General features: G+C 36.5%; 16 protein-coding genes. 12 read left to right on the top strand and 4 right to left on the bottom strand.

Annotated elements, in window-relative coordinates; all coding sequences use genetic code 11:
- Positions 1 to 129: 129 nt before the first annotated feature.
- The 6 genes from yrdF to yrdK all read left to right on the top strand — a co-directional run bounded on the left by yrdF (position 130) and on the right by yrdK (position 4080).
- Positions 130 to 405: a putative ribonuclease inhibitor gene (yrdF, locus tag BSU_26730; protein NP_390550.1), complete on the top strand. Its 276-nt coding sequence runs from the start codon at positions 130 to 132 to the stop codon at positions 403 to 405.
- A 333-nt stretch (positions 406 to 738) separates the two neighbouring features.
- Positions 739 to 1212, top strand: a complete 474-nt coding sequence (azlB, locus tag BSU_26720; protein ID NP_390549.1) for a transcriptional repressor of the azlBCD operon — start codon at positions 739 to 741, stop codon at positions 1210 to 1212.
- Positions 1213 to 1224: 12 nt separating this feature from the next.
- The gene (gene azlC / locus BSU_26710; RefSeq protein ID NP_390548.1) at positions 1225 to 1989 is read left to right on the top strand and encodes a branched-chain amino acid / methionine exporter; all 765 of its coding nucleotides are present in this window, start codon (positions 1225 to 1227) and stop codon (positions 1987 to 1989) included.
- Positions 1986 to 2318, top strand: a complete 333-nt coding sequence (azlD, locus tag BSU_26700; RefSeq protein NP_390547.1) for a branched-chain amino acid / methionine exporter — start codon at positions 1986 to 1988, stop codon at positions 2316 to 2318. Before azlC ends, azlD begins: the two co-directional genes overlap by 4 nt.
- A gap of 164 nt (positions 2319 to 2482) precedes the next feature.
- Positions 2483 to 3805: a low-affinity branched-chain amino acid transporter gene (gene brnQ / locus BSU_26690; RefSeq protein NP_390546.1), complete on the top strand. Its 1323-nt coding sequence runs from the start codon at positions 2483 to 2485 to the stop codon at positions 3803 to 3805.
- A complete protein-coding gene (gene yrdK, locus BSU_26680) occupies positions 3763 to 4080 on the top strand; it encodes a hypothetical protein (protein NP_390545.3) in 318 nt (105 codons plus the stop codon). The genes brnQ and yrdK overlap by 43 nt, the downstream gene beginning before the upstream one ends.
- 157 nt (positions 4081 to 4237) lie before the next feature.
- On the opposite strand, the gene gltR is transcribed toward yrdK, so the two are convergent.
- Positions 4238 to 5128 carry a transcriptional regulator (LysR family) gene (gene gltR, locus BSU_26670; RefSeq protein NP_390544.2) on the bottom strand — a complete coding sequence of 297 codons (891 nt, stop codon included), beginning with the start codon at positions 5126 to 5128 and terminating at the stop codon, positions 4238 to 4240.
- Between the two features lie 333 nt (positions 5129 to 5461).
- Here gltR and yrdN point away from each other — a divergent pair, with 333 nt between their 5' ends.
- The 3 genes from yrdN to yrdP all read left to right on the top strand — a co-directional run bounded on the left by yrdN (position 5462) and on the right by yrdP (position 8198).
- Positions 5462 to 5851, top strand: coding sequence for a putative tautomerase (gene yrdN, locus BSU_26660; RefSeq protein ID NP_390543.1), 390 nt, complete (start codon positions 5462 to 5464; stop codon positions 5849 to 5851).
- Between the two features lie 286 nt (positions 5852 to 6137).
- A complete protein-coding gene (gene czcD / locus BSU_26650) occupies positions 6138 to 7073 on the top strand; it encodes a potassium/proton-divalent cation antiporter (RefSeq protein ID NP_390542.1) in 936 nt (311 codons plus the stop codon).
- 87 nt (positions 7074 to 7160) lie between these two features.
- A complete protein-coding gene (yrdP, locus tag BSU_26640; protein NP_390541.1) occupies positions 7161 to 8198 on the top strand; it encodes a putative oxidoreductase in 1038 nt (345 codons plus the stop codon).
- Positions 8199 to 8320: 122 nt separating this feature from the next.
- On the opposite strand, the gene czcR is transcribed toward yrdP, so the two are convergent.
- The gene (czcR, locus tag BSU_26630; RefSeq protein NP_390540.1) at positions 8321 to 9187 is read right to left on the bottom strand and encodes a transcriptional regulator (LysR family); all 867 of its coding nucleotides are present in this window, start codon (positions 9185 to 9187) and stop codon (positions 8321 to 8323) included.
- Between the two features lie 125 nt (positions 9188 to 9312).
- Here czcR and yrdR point away from each other — a divergent pair, with 125 nt between their 5' ends.
- The 3 genes from yrdR (at position 9313) to yrkA (ending at position 12006) form a co-directional block, all read left to right on the top strand.
- Entirely contained in the window at positions 9313 to 10278 is a 966-nt protein-coding gene (gene yrdR, locus BSU_26620; protein NP_390539.1) for a putative efflux transporter, read from the top strand.
- Between the two features lie 17 nt (positions 10279 to 10295).
- On the top strand, positions 10296 to 10439 hold the full coding sequence (gene yrzO / locus BSU_26619) for a hypothetical protein (RefSeq protein ID YP_003097765.1): 144 nt from the start codon (positions 10296 to 10298) through the stop codon (positions 10437 to 10439).
- Between the two features lie 262 nt (positions 10440 to 10701).
- Positions 10702 to 12006, top strand: coding sequence for a putative membrane associated protein (yrkA, locus tag BSU_26610; protein ID NP_390538.1), 1305 nt, complete (start codon positions 10702 to 10704; stop codon positions 12004 to 12006).
- 156 nt (positions 12007 to 12162) lie between these two features.
- Here yrkA and bltD read toward each other — a convergent pair whose 3' ends face one another.
- Positions 12163 to 12621, bottom strand: coding sequence for a spermine/spermidine acetyltransferase (gene bltD / locus BSU_26600; protein ID NP_390537.1), 459 nt, complete (start codon positions 12619 to 12621; stop codon positions 12163 to 12165).
- Positions 12622 to 12789: 168 nt separating this feature from the next.
- Positions 12790 to 13992 carry an efflux transporter (promiscuous, acetylated polyamines efflux) gene (blt, locus tag BSU_26590; protein NP_390536.1) on the bottom strand — a complete coding sequence of 401 codons (1203 nt, stop codon included), beginning with the start codon at positions 13990 to 13992 and terminating at the stop codon, positions 12790 to 12792.
- Between the last annotated feature and the right edge of the window lie 44 nt (positions 13993 to 14036).

Genomic DNA, 14036 nt, shown 5'->3' with positions numbered 1-14036 from the left:
AAGATGTCTTGCAAACACCAATAGTTTCATCCTATCGGTGTTTTTTATTTGTTTTCAGCCTCATTTGGACAAACAGCTGTTACATAGTAAACGTTTGTTAAGATAAAATAATGGAGGGCATAGTTTCTAATGAGAAAAATAATAATAGATGGAAGAGACTTTGAAAATATAGAAGTTTTACATGATGATTTAAAAGATAAACTAGACTTCCCAGACTACTATGGGAGAAATTTAGACGCTTTATGGGATTGCCTGACAGGGTGGGTGGATTTGCCGCTCACTTTAGTCTTGAAAAATTTTGAGTTCAGCAATACATTTTTAGGTTCATACGCTGACGATGTATTAGAAGTTATACAAGAGGCTCAAGAAGAACTAAAGGACGAATTTAAAATAATAATAGAGTAGACTTTCTGTTTTGCGAATTTTAACAATTTTCGTTCGCGGAAAAAGGCAATAGGGCACCGCAAATTCAATTTTCGGTGAGACCGCAATAACTTTTTGGCTTCTGATAAGTTTCTTATGATGTTGGTATCAAGTCACACAAGTACATAACTCTCCCATGACTTCTTTCTGATGTAAGTTAATTTCATTATGAGTTAATCGCGAGGATAATTTTATTCTGTGAATAATACTTTAAAAGGATTTAAATTTAAATAATATTTGATTAACGAATAAAAATTCGTTATTATTTAAATTGTATGAAATATAATTCTGTTAAGTTGTATTGGGGGTTGTGAAATGGGTATTATGCTTGACGAAACTGATAAGGCCATCTTAAGAGATTTGCAGGAAGATGCTTCAATATCAAATTTAAATTTATCTAAGAAAATTGGGCTTTCACCATCAGCTTGCCTTGCAAGAACAAAGAACCTAGTAGAAGCAGGTATAATTAAAAAGTTTACGACTATTGTTGATGAGAAAAAACTTGGAATCGAAGTCACAGCACTAGCTCTCATCAACTTATCACCCTTAAATAGGGAGACAATTCATTCATTTTTAGAGGATATAAACAAATTCCCACAGGTTCAAGAATGCTACACACTTACAGGAAGCCATGACTATATGCTTAAGATTGTGGCGAAGGACATGGAGAGTTATCGGAATTTTATCATTGATTCATTAATGCAGAACCCTGCTATTAGTGGAGTTGACACAAGCATAGTCATGAGTACAGAAAAAAGAACTGTCAGTGTGCCAATTGATGAAATGTAGGAGGTTGTTGATTTGAATAAAAATAAAGAATCGTTACATTTAAGCTCTCCTGCTATAAACACTCATATGAATAAGAGAAGTCAAATATGGGCTGCATTTCGTTCTGCATTCCCATATACCATTCCGATTTTTGCGGGGTTTTTATTTTTGGGGATAGCTTATGGGATCTTTATGCATTCTTTGGGATTTAGCGCAATCTATCCAATCATCATGAGTTTTATGATATTTGCGGGCTCAATGGAGTTTGTTGCAGCGAATTTTTTACTTGGTGCGTTCAACCCTATGAATGCTCTTTTTTTGACGTTAATGGTCAATGCCCGGCATTTGTTTTATGGAATTTCCATGTTGGATAAGTACAGGGGGACTGGAAAGAAAAAGCTTTATCTGATTTTCGGAATGTGCGATGAATCATTTTCTATCAATTATACCGCTAATGTTCCGGCGAATGTTGATAAGGGCTGGTTTATGTTTTTTGTGACACTGCTTAATCATTTATATTGGGTCGCGGGGGCAGCGATAGGAGGTATTTTTGGGTCGTACGTGAAGTTTAATACCGAAGGGCTTGATTTTGTGATGACTGCTCTGTTTATTGTGATATTCATAGAACAATGGATGAAAGAGAAAAAGCATTACAGTGCTCTCACGGGACTTGGACTTTCAGTAGCCAGTCTTATCCTTTTTGGCGGAAACCAATTTATTATTCCTGCTATGCTCGCCATTTTAGGGGTACTGACTGTTCTGAGAAAACCATTGGAGAAAGCTGAGGTTTCCGTATGACGATGACTATGACGCAGCAAATGATCACCATCGCAATGGTCGTGCTTGGAACAATGCTGACACGGTTCCTTCCATTCATGATTTTCCCGTCTGGCAAACCGACACCGAAATATGTACAGTATCTTGGTAAAGTGCTGCCATCAGCGGTAATCGGGCTTTTAGTCATTTATTGTTTGAAAGATGTGAGTCTACTTTCTGGAAGTCATGGCATTCCTGAATTGGTTGGAGCAGCTGCTGTTGTACTGCTTCACTTGTGGAAGAAAAATATGCTTCTTTCCATAGCGGGGGGAACCGTTGTTTATATGGTTTTGGTGCAATTGGTTTTTTAACCGATATCGGAAACGATCAAAATGATCATGCTTTTATTTAACTTGATAAAAATATATAAAACTGACACAAGCTTATTTTGGAATCAACACTGTGCCAGTGCAAATAGCATCTGTAATGTTTCCTGGCTATTCAAGAAGTGTCTACTTTAATCGGAGGATATATAATGTCAAAAAAAGTGTCTGCTTCCTATATCATCATTATAGGATTAATGCTATTTGCATTGTTTTTTGGAGCAGGAAATCTCATTTTTCCGCCTATGCTTGGTCAATTGGCCGGGAAAAATGTATGGGTCGCTAATGCAGGTTTCTTAGTGACCGGAGTTGGATTGCCATTACTGGCTATAACAGCATTTGTTTTTTCGGGTAAACAAAACTTACAGTCGTTAGCCAGCCGTGTTCACCCGGTGTTTGGCATTGTATTTACGACGATTCTCTATTTGGCAATCGGGCCTTTTTTCGCTATCCCGAGATCAGGAAACGTATCGTTTGAAATTGGGGTAAAACCTTTTTTATCAAATGATGCAAGCCCTGTCTCATTGATCATATTTACAATATTATTTTTCGCATTGGCATGCTTGTTATCACTCAATCCTTCAAAAATCATTGATATAGTTGGTAAATTTTTGACGCCAATTAAGCTGACATTTATCGGATTGCTTGTAGCCGTAGCTCTTATTCGCCCAATTGGAACCATTCAAGCACCATCAAAAGGGTACACATCACAAGCGTTTTTTAAAGGATTTCAGGAAGGATACCTCACTCTGGATGCCCTTGTAGCATTTGTTTTTGGAATTATCATCGTGAATGCATTGAAAGAACAAGGAGCTTCTACCAAAAAACAGCTGATAGTTGTTTGTGCAAAAGCAGCCGCGATTGCAGCTGTACTCTTAGCAGTTATGTATACAGCCCTTTCCTATATGGGGGCTTCCAGCGTTGAAGAACTGGGGATTTTAGAAAATGGAGCAGAGGTTTTGGCTAAGGTTTCATCCTATTATTTTGGATCTTATGGTTCAATCTTATTGGGCTTAATGATTACAGTGGCGTGTCTGACGACAAGTGTCGGGCTGATCACAGCGTGTTCTTCATTTTTTCATGAATTATTTCCGAACATTTCTTATAAAAAAATTGCTGTCGTTTTATCAGTGTTTAGTACGCTTGTCGCAAATATAGGATTAACCCAGCTCATTAAGGTGTCAATGCCTGTCTTACTGACGATGTATCCTATCGCGATTTCCTTAATATTTTTAACGTTTTTGCATTCTGTATTTAAAGGGAAGACAGAAGTGTATCAAGGCAGTTTATTATTCGCATTCATCATCAGCCTATTTGACGGTTTGAAGGCGGCTGGAATAAAAATTGAAGTTGTGAATCGTATTTTCACTCAGATTCTTCCTATGTATAACATAGGGCTGGGGTGGCTCATTCCAGCTATTGCAGGAGGAATATGCGGCTATATACTGAGTATATTCCGAACAAAAACAAGTTGATCAATCAACAGCAATATCACTCAGATCTGCAGGATCTCCTCCATCAGTGGATACTTCAACTGTTACAATTGGATGTTCTGCCCCTGTCCAACCGAAAATATCAATCTTCCCGTTGTCACCCGAAATCTGTAGGTGAATATTTAATAGTTGTGAGAGCGATTGACGCTTTAGGAAATAGTCAGCCTTTAACTTCAAGACGCAACCAAGTGTCTAGGGCAATGACCTTCGTTCAAAATTCTTTGAATGAGGAAAATCTACATCCTAATATCGACTAGGTTTCACGATTCAGAGTGCAAAATCACGAAGAAAAAGCAAACTACATACCGAAGTTTGCTTTTTTGCTCTATACAAACATTGAGATGCGCCTATATTTTTATATCAGACAACTGATCAGGGGTATTTTGAGGCGAAGCATGCCTTCCATCCATTTATTTACGATTGATCTGGCCTCTTTATCTGAAAATGATCCCTCATATGCGTTAAAAAAGCAGATAAAGCAGGGGTAATTAAAGTGTCTTTCCGCCTTATAAACATAGTTGATACAAAAGAATATTTGTCAGAGATAGTGTGGCTGCGGATGCGGCCTTCTTTTTCATGCGAAGCAATGATTGAACGAGGCAGCAGTGAAATCCCCAAGCCGGCGCTTACACAGCCAATGATCGCTTCAAGTATGCCAAATTCCATTAATTTTATAGGTAATAAACCTTCTTCTTGCAGGATATGATTGAGCTTTGCTCTGTATGAGCATCCTTTACGGAATACAAGCATTGTTTGTGTTTGAACATCCTGAATGGAAGAAATCACAGGGTGTGAAGCACTTGTAACAAGAACCATCTCTTCATCCAATACCTTTTCTTGAACTAAATCAGGGTGTTCAATAGGCCCTGAAATAAAAGCGCCGTTTAACTCATAATGTAAAACTGCTTGTATTTGTTGTTCCGTAGGGCCGGTTACTAGGTTCAAATCAACATTTGGATAGAGGTTATTATAATGTGCAAGGAGTTGAGGAAGCCAAACTGCAGCTGTTGTTTCCATTGATCCTATACGCAGTGGCCCAGAAGGCGCGGATGATTCGCCCATGGCTGCTCTAGCTTCTTCAATAGTATGTAGAATTTTCTCTGAGTAAGAAACAAGAATTTGCCCTGGGGGAGTAAGTGTGATTCCTCGACTATGACGATAGAATAATTTTGTCTGTAAATCGTTTTCTAGTTGTTGTATCTTATTCGTTACATTCGATTGTGCATAATTTAAAGTCAGAGCAGCCTTGGAAATACTGCCTTCACGAGCAGTAGTGAGAAAAACCTGTAACAACTGAATATTCATCTAGTCCTCCATAGTTGATATCTGATTTTGAGATGTCTTCCATCTTAATTTTGAATTATATATGATAGCAGAGCTTCATGTAAACTAAAGCTTAGAAGAATAAATGATTTCTAAAGTAAGTGATAAAGCTATTTCAAAAAATGGTTAATTACTCGAAGTTGATTCTGTATATTGCCTATGGAAATACACATCATAACATAGGCTTGACTAACACCAGAATGAAGGGGTTATTGGGAAATTACTTTATTTTCTAAATGTAGCAGCTGCTTGGAAATAGCTGACACATTAACGAATGAAATTAAAAAGACTGTTGTAGTAGAAGGAGGGGATTTTATGCCATTACTTCGTTTTGACTTAATAGAAGGGCGAGATCAATCAAGTTTGAAAAAACTTTTAGATGTCGCTCACAATGTTGTAGTAGAGGCTTTTGATGTGCCTCAACAAGACCGTTATCAAATTGTTCATGAACATCCAGAAAATCATATGATTATTGAGGATACTGGGTTAGGATTTAACCGAACTAAAAATCTTGTTGTTCTTTCAGTTACAAGTAAATCCCGACCGGAAGAGAAGAAACAAAAATTTTACAGGCTGTTAGCTGAAAGACTGGAATCTGAGTGTGGTATCGCATCAACTGATTTAATTGTATCTATTGTTGAAAATGATAATGCTGACTGGAGTTTTGGACTTGGTGAGGCCCAATTTTTAACAGGTAAATTGTAGTTGAATACTACCCTCAAATGCTTGATTGAAGAAAAGGATAGAGAAACTAGGGTAGCGGAGCAAACCATGTGTTTGCTCCGCTTTTTTATGTTTATAAAAGAATAATTAAGGAGGTATTGTGGATTTCTATAAAAATATTTTGACATTTCAGTAAAGAGCAGATATATTTATATATGAACACATGCTCATATATAAATATTATTTGTATCATGTTAGAATGCTTCATAACAGATTTGAAATAATAAATACATATGTATTAAAAACTTTAGGTAAGGAGGAGTTTTTTATGGGTCACAATCATAATGAAGGAGCAAATAAAAAGGTTTTATTGATCTCTTTTATCATGATTACAGGTTATATGATTATAGAAGCTATAGGTGGATTTTTAACAAATAGCCTGGCGCTTTTATCTGATGCAGGCCATATGCTGAGTGATTCAATTTCATTAATGGTTGCCCTGATTGCTTTTACATTAGCTGAAAAAAAGGCAAATCACAATAAGACATTCGGCTATAAACGATTTGAGATTCTTGCAGCTGTGATAAACGGTGCTGCCTTAATTCTTATTTCTCTTTATATCATTTATGAAGCAATCGAACGCTTCTCTAATCCACCAAAAGTAGCAACAACCGGCATGCTTACAATTAGTATCATCGGGTTAGTTGTGAATCTATTGGTCGCTTGGATTATGATGAGTGGCGGAGATACAAAGAATAATCTGAATATAAGAGGAGCTTATTTACATGTAATAAGCGATATGCTCGGCTCTGTAGGTGCCATTTTAGCTGCCATACTTATCATCTTCTTTGGATGGGGCTGGGCAGATCCATTGGCTAGTATCATTGTGGCTATTCTTGTTCTAAGAAGCGGTTACAATGTGACTAAAGATTCCATTCACATCTTAATGGAAGGAACTCCAGAAAATATCGATGTCTCTGATATCATTCGTACAATTGAAGGGACAGAGGGAATTCAAAACATTCATGATTTACACATATGGTCTATCACAAGCGGATTGAATGCTCTTTCTTGCCACGCAGTTGTTGACGATCAACTGACCATTTCAGAAAGTGAAAATATTTTACGCAAAATTGAACATGAACTTGAGCATAAAGGCATTACGCACGTAACCATTCAAATGGAAACCGAAGCGCATAACCACGACAATGCGATCCTTTGTCAGCCCAAAATGGAGAAGCAGCGTGACCACCATCACCATTAAATTTTTTATCTAACTTTATAGTGAGGAGATCAACTAGGATTTTGCAGATTCTGTCTACTGACAATTTGAAATTGGCGGGGTGATAATGTGTACGACACTATAGTAATCGGGGCTGGTCAAGCAGGGATCTCAATAGGATATTATCTTAAGCAGTCCGATCAAAAGTTTATCATTTTGGATAAAAGTCATGAGGTGGGGGAGAGCTGGAAAGATCGGTATGACTCATTAGTTTTATTTACTTCTCGAATGTATAGCTCTTTGCCTGGAATGCATCTTGAAGGAGAAAAACATGGATTTCCTTCAAAAAATGAAATTGTTGCTTATCTAAAGAAGTATGTTAAAAAATTTGAAATTCCAATCCAATTACGGACAGAAGTAATAAGTGTCCTAAAAATAAAGAATTATTTCTTAATAAAAACAAATCGGGAAGAATATCAAACGAAGAATCTTGTCATTGCTACAGGGCCTTTTCATACCCCTAATATTCCATCAATATCAAAGGATTTATCCGATAATATTAATCAACTACACTCATCACAATATAAGAATTCAAAACAATTGGCATATGGAAATGTACTAGTAGTTGGTGGTGGGAATAGTGGTGCTCAAATAGCTGTTGAATTATCCAAAGAAAGAGTTACATATTTAGCTTGTAGTAATAAACTTGTTTATTTCCCTTTAATGATCGGAAAAAGAAGCATCTTTTGGTGGTTTGATAAACTAGGAGTTTTACATGCAAGTCATACATCAATAGTAGGCAAATTCATTCAAAAGAAAGGTGATCCAGTATTTGGGCATGAATTAAAACATGCAATAAAACAGAAGGAGATCATCTTAAAAAAAAGAGTCATTGCCGCAAAGCAAAATGAAATCATTTTTAAAGATTCATCTACATTAGAAGTAAACAATATTATTTGGGCTACTGGTTTCAGGAATCCCTTATGTTGGATAAATATAAAAGGTGTTTTGGATCAAGAAGGTCGAATCATACATCATAGAGGTGTTTCACCTGTAGAAGGATTGTACTTTATAGGTTTGCCTTGGCAGCATAAGCGAGGTTCAGCGTTGCTTCAAGGCGTAGGAAATGATGCTGAATACATTGTAAAACAAATGAACGGTGAATAAACGAAGCAGAGCAGTAACTCACATGTTTACTGCTCTATTTTTTGCGTGAATAAGGGTAGCGAAGTGGAGATGAGCCTTCTCTTTTATTTAAGAAGTTAGAATATAGAAAGAGAAAAATCACTTTAAGCCATACTCATATTTTTATGTTCAACAATGGTCTTTAGGAGGCTGCGCATTGAATTTGTCAGGTACGCATCTTTATGGCGTATAAAAATTGTTGAGATACAGCTGTCTTTCTCAGGCAATGGGTGGCAATAAACCTTACCTTGTACAGCTAGATGCATAACAGCAGATTCCGGTACCACTGTTATACCGAGTCCAAGTGCAACACTATTTAAGATTGTCTCTAGGATGTTAAATTCCATCATTCTGTTTGGGAGCACACCTTCATCTTTGAGCCATTGTTCAAGCCTAGACCGATACCCGCACCCCTGGTTAAAAACAAGAATCGGAGTCGTTGAAAAATCCTCTATATTAAACGTTTTGTTACTGGTTACAAGAGTAAGTTTTTCAGTATAAACATCATACTGTTCCAGAATAGAATGTTTCAAGGGGCCTGAAATAAAAGCTCCGTCTAATTCGTGATTCATGACCTTTTTAATAAGTTCCTCTGTTAGACCAGCCTGCAATGATAAATCCACATTAGGATACTTTTTATAATAGGAAGCTATGATGGTCGGCAGTATCCTCACTGTTTCCACTGTACCGATTTTTAATATTCCAGACGGTATTTCAGTATCTAGAAAGACTTGCTCCAGTTCTTCAACATCTTTCAAAATTTTGTTAACGTATTCAATCATTTTTCGGCCCTCTGGGCTTAGTGAAACCCCTTTTTTATGGCGATTGAAAAGAGGTGTTTTGAGCTCATTCTCTAATTGCTTAATCCGCGCAGTTACATTAGATTGTACATAATTTAACTCTTTTGCAGCACCGGTAATACTCTTGTGATGGGCTACGCATTTGAAAATTTGTAAGTCTCGCAGTTCCATGAAGATCCCCCCTTCATTAAAGTATCATTATCAATGATGTTTTTCATCACTTTTGTTCATTTTACTTGATGCTTACTTCTTTTTATAATTCTCATTGTAATTTTAAAGAAAAGGAGGGGAATTCAATGAAAAAAGGTCAATTATTCATTGGTGCCCTTACATGTTTAGTAGCAAGTATGTCTTGGGGCGCGATGTTTCCAGTTGCAGATCATGCATTAGAATTTGTTGATCCGTTTTATTTTTCATTTATTCGCTACGGTGTGGTAACGATTATGTTAGTGATTTTATTATTGGTGAGAGAAGGAAAGAAATCATTTCATTTAGAGGGTAAAGCAAAATGGATCATTTTATTTGGGGTGATGGCGTTTACTATATACAATGTTCTTATTTTTTTAGGTCAAAGGTTGATGGGGAAGTCTGGAATTATGACAGCATCCATTGCCGAGGCACTCATGCCGATGCTTTCAATTGTTATTCTATGGGGATATAAACATGTGAAACCTAAAAAATACACAATGATCAGTATATTGATTGCCTTTTTGGGGGCTTCGATGGTCATAACCAAAGGTAATATAAGTTTCTTTTTTTCATTAGGGGATCATCTATTCTCGATACTCTTTATATTCATTGGTGTTTTAGGGTGGGTTGTCTACACAATGGGGGGACAGATATTCCGAGAGTGGTCCACACTTCGTTATTCAACTTTGACATGTTTATTCGGCACAGCTATAACAGGAATCATGACAGCTATACTTACCGCGCAAGGTTACGTGTCGGTACCGAGTATTAAAGTGATTGCAGCAATTAAGTATGATTTTTTATTTATGATTACTTTACCAGGTATCATAGCCCTCCTTAGTTGGAACTATGGCATTAAAATCCTATCATCCATTAATGGGATTTTATTTATTAACTTTGTCCCCATTACTACATTGTTAATCATGGTGATCAAAGGATATAACATAACTGCTTTTGATATAGTAGGAACACTGTTTGTCATTATTGGACTCATTTTAAATAACATATATCAGCGTAAGGAAGATTATAAGCAGGTATTGCAAAAAGAAAAAACAAATTTGACTATCACTTAGACAGTGGGGGATTTAAAATGTTTGAAGGTTTATTGTTTTTCATTTCAGCTGGAATTGTCTGTGAACTTGCTGCAATTAATAGAAATGGCCGCAAAAATATAAAGCAACAGGCCGAATTGATTCAAATTTTAAAAGAAAATCTTTATAAAGACATTAAATAAATCAAGACGGTTGGGTATTATTGAAACACACCAGAAAATTCAGGTGTGTTTTTATTTTGCTTTCTTTTTTAAGCCTTAAAACGCCACTAATCGTTAGTTGAAGACTATGGGAACCACTCTCCATACGGAAAAAGATGATTATTTACATCATTCAGAGTTGATTTTAGGTTCTTTTGAACTTATAATGTTATATATACTGTTTTTTGTTTATTCAATAAATATTTACATCGGAGGTGTACGCCTTACTAGGTAAGGCAAATCATTGACAACCATTAACCTTATAATCTTTACTCTTTTAATTGTCTTAACAGCATTTTTTGTTGCGACTGAATTTGCGATAGTAAAGATCAGGTCATCAAAAATTGACCAACTCATATTAGAGGGAAAAAAAGGTGCCATATCAGCCAAAAAGGTCATTACTCATTTGGACGAATATTTGTCAGCTTGTCAATTAGGGATCACGGTTACAGCGTTGGGAATTGGCTGGGTCGGAGAATCGACTTTTGAAGTGATTTTGCACCCCTTATTTGCTCATTTTCATGTAAGTGAAACAGTCTCACATGTATTGATCTTAGTGATTGCTTTTGTGATGGCGACTTTTTTGCACGTTGTAGTTGGAGAGCTTGCTCCTAAAACACTCGCTATCCAAAAAGCGGAAACCATCACTCTTTTGACTGCAAAGCCAATTATTTGGTTTTACCGCATCCTGTTCCCTTTTATATGGTTTTTAAATGGTTCAGCCCGGTTTATAGTAGGACTCTTCGGTTTGAAACCTGCATCAGAACATGAACTTGCTCATTCTGAAGAAGAACTGCGCATCTTACTGTCTGAAAGCTATAAGAGCGGTGAAATCAATCAAAATGAGTTGAAATATGTAAATAATATTTTTGAATTTGATGAAAGAATCGCCAAAGAAATTATGATTCCGAGAAGAGAGATCGTAGCGATTTCTAGTGAGGATTCTTATGAAACTATTGTTAAGATCATTAAGACAGAGAGCTATACAAGGTACCCAGTCCTAAATGGAGATAAAGATTCAATCATTGGTTTTATCAATGCTAAAGAATTTTTGTCAGCTTATATTGACACAGACCAGAAGATAAAAGAGGATTTCAAGTTAGAAAATCATATCAACCCTGTTATCCATGTTATTGAATCCGTTCCAATTCATGATGTATTGGTAAAAATGCAAAAAGAGCGAACACATATCGCTATTCTTGTGGATGAATATGGCGGCACTTCAGGTTTAGTCACTGCTGAAGATATTCTTGAAGAAATTGTCGGGGAAATCAGAGATGAATTTGATAAAGATGAAGTGCCTAATATTAGAAAAGTAAATGATAATCACTATATCTTAGATTCGAAAGTGCTCATTGAAGATGTAAATGATTTATTGGGAACGACGTTAGCAAGTGACGAAGTGGATACAATAGGCGGCTGGTTTATGACTCAACAAATAGACGCTGCAGTTGGGTCCGTTATAGAAGCCGATGGGTATATTTTTAAAGTGCACGAAACAGTTGGCCGGCATATTAATTATTTAGAAATTGTCCGGAAAAAAGAATAACATCTGGATAAAACACATGAGATTTTGACTAATAAGATGCTTAAAGCCTGAGATGAAATTTTCATCCAGGCTTTTTTAAACAATGATCTTGCAGTTTAAGTAGGTAATCATTATCGAAGTTCAAACGTTTCTCAGCAAACAAGGAGGCTTGGATATCTATAGCTCTTTTACCATTACCTTCTCACCATTAAAGTCGAGTTCACCATTAAATTGAAAACCAAACCTTTGATAAAGGCGTATAGCATGAATATTATTTTCAAATATACTTAAATAAATTCTCTTGCATTTATATAACTCAGCAAGGTGCTGAATGAGGGCTTTAAGCATTTTCTTCCCTAATCCTTTTCCCTGATAGCGTTCGTCAATAAAAAATCGGTCAAGCCAGACTCGTCCGTTTTTATTATCTTCATCATACTCGGGAAACAATCCATACATTGCAAAACCGACTAGATCTCCTTCATAGTAAAGCCCGACAGGTTTATAATAGTGACATTCTTTTGCATCTTCTAAACATACTTTTGTAGATTCAATATATGATAATTGATTCTGGCTGACATGTAGATCAAGAATTGCAGCACGATTATCATCAGTTACTGCTTTTATGTTTATACTCATACTACATTCTCCTTTTTTCTTATCCCGGTATCCTGATATTGCTAAAACTCAGCTTATACTATATTCACGTCAAGCAACATGTAGCCTATCAAATTAAGTACCTTTTCTTATTGTGCCTAACCAGGGGCATTCCCTGCATCCAAATGACTTAACTTTATAGAAAATGAATTAATTCAAAGCTGCAGCATCATTCTTTTTTTCTTTCCAAACCATTGTAAGACCAAGGCCGACAATCATAACGAAACCTGCAAAAAGGAAAGGATAATGAATGTTAAGATCAAATAGTATACCGCCTAGAGCAGGTCCAAATATATTTCCCAGGCTGGTGTATGTGGAGTTCATGCCTGCTACGAAACCCTGCTGGTTACCGGCCATATTGGATAAATGAGCGGTTAAGGCCGGACGTAGCAAATCGAACGCCAGAAAAATAAAACAAGTTACAAGCAAAACAGTTAAAAATCCTGACATAACAGTAGACACGAAAGCCAAGATCGCACCGGTTATTAAGCACAGCTGAATCATTCTTTTCTCTCCAAGTTTGTTGACCAATTTCCCGAATAGTAAAACTTGAATAACTACCGCAACAATGGAACTAATCGTAATAATGGCTGCAATATCTTTTGGTGTGAAGCCAAATTTATGATCAGAAAACAAGCTGAATACCGTTTCATAAGCTGATAAACCAAAAGCCATTACAAAGACGATAATAAATGCAATGAAATAGACAGGATGAATGGATCTCTTCAAGTCTTTAATGAAATTTGATTCCTTTGTATGAGATGAGAGTTGATGGCGTTCTTCTATCGACAATGACTCTTTTAGTATAAAAACGGAAGTGACAGCTGCTATTAACGCGATGGCGGAGGCGAAGAAAAACGGCATGCGGATACCAAAGCCGGCAATAAATCCTCCCGCACCAGGTCCAATAATAAAGCCGGTGCTAATTGCAGCAGAAACATACCCCATAGCCTTTGACCTTTCCTTTAGGGTTGTAATATCAGCTACATATGCTGTTACCGCGGGCATGATAAAAGCCGCACTTACACCACCCAATATCCTCGAGAAATAAAATATTGAAACATGGGTCCCTAATCCGAAAATCAACTCAGATAAACTGAATATAAGCAACCCGAGAATAATCATTTTTTTTCTCCCGAAACGGTCAACCCACCTACCTGCAAAAGGTGAAGTAATTAACTGAGAAATGGCAAAAGCCGCAACAAGATAACCCATTGTGCTGCCGGATAAATGCATGATTTTCATAAAAGAAGGCATAACTGGAATGATTAAACCGATACCAAGAAATGCTACGAAGATGTTGCTTAATAGTATAATGAATATCGTTTTTTGCTCATTTATTGATTTTTTCATCTGAATTCCCCTTTTACTCAATTGAACCCTTTTTACCTATCCTT

Origin of the sequence: Bacillus subtilis subsp. subtilis str. 168 (genome assembly GCF_000009045.1) — a bacterium.
Lineage (GTDB): Bacteria > Bacillota > Bacilli > Bacillales > Bacillaceae > Bacillus > Bacillus subtilis.
This window is presented reverse-complemented; position numbering and strand designations above follow the sequence as displayed.

Bases quoted from the DNA above. Each gene is read 5' to 3' on its own strand.
- yrdF (NP_390550.1), top strand. From the start codon at position 130: ATGAGAAAAATAATAATAGATGGAAGAGACTTTGAAAATATAGAAGTT.
- azlB (NP_390549.1), top strand. From the start codon at position 739: ATGGGTATTATGCTTGACGAAACTGATAAGGCCATCTTAAGAGATTTG.
- azlD (NP_390547.1), top strand. From the start codon at position 1,986: ATGACGATGACTATGACGCAGCAAATGATCACCATCGCAATGGTCGTG.
- brnQ (NP_390546.1), top strand. From the start codon at position 2,483: ATGTCAAAAAAAGTGTCTGCTTCCTATATCATCATTATAGGATTAATG.
- yrdK (NP_390545.3), top strand. From the start codon at position 3,763: ATGCGGCTATATACTGAGTATATTCCGAACAAAAACAAGTTGATCAAT.
- gltR (NP_390544.2), bottom strand. From the start codon at position 5,128: ATGAATATTCAGTTGTTACAGGTTTTTCTCACTACTGCTCGTGAAGGC.
- yrdN (NP_390543.1), top strand. From the start codon at position 5,462: ATGCCATTACTTCGTTTTGACTTAATAGAAGGGCGAGATCAATCAAGT.
- czcD (NP_390542.1), top strand. From the start codon at position 6,138: ATGGGTCACAATCATAATGAAGGAGCAAATAAAAAGGTTTTATTGATC.
- czcR (NP_390540.1), bottom strand. From the start codon at position 9,187: ATGGAACTGCGAGACTTACAAATTTTCAAATGCGTAGCCCATCACAAG.
- yrdR (NP_390539.1), top strand. From the start codon at position 9,313: ATGAAAAAAGGTCAATTATTCATTGGTGCCCTTACATGTTTAGTAGCA.
- yrzO (YP_003097765.1), top strand. From the start codon at position 10,296: ATGTTTGAAGGTTTATTGTTTTTCATTTCAGCTGGAATTGTCTGTGAA.
- bltD (NP_390537.1), bottom strand. From the start codon at position 12,621: ATGAGTATAAACATAAAAGCAGTAACTGATGATAATCGTGCTGCAATT.
- blt (NP_390536.1), bottom strand. From the start codon at position 13,992: ATGAAAAAATCAATAAATGAGCAAAAAACGATATTCATTATACTATTA.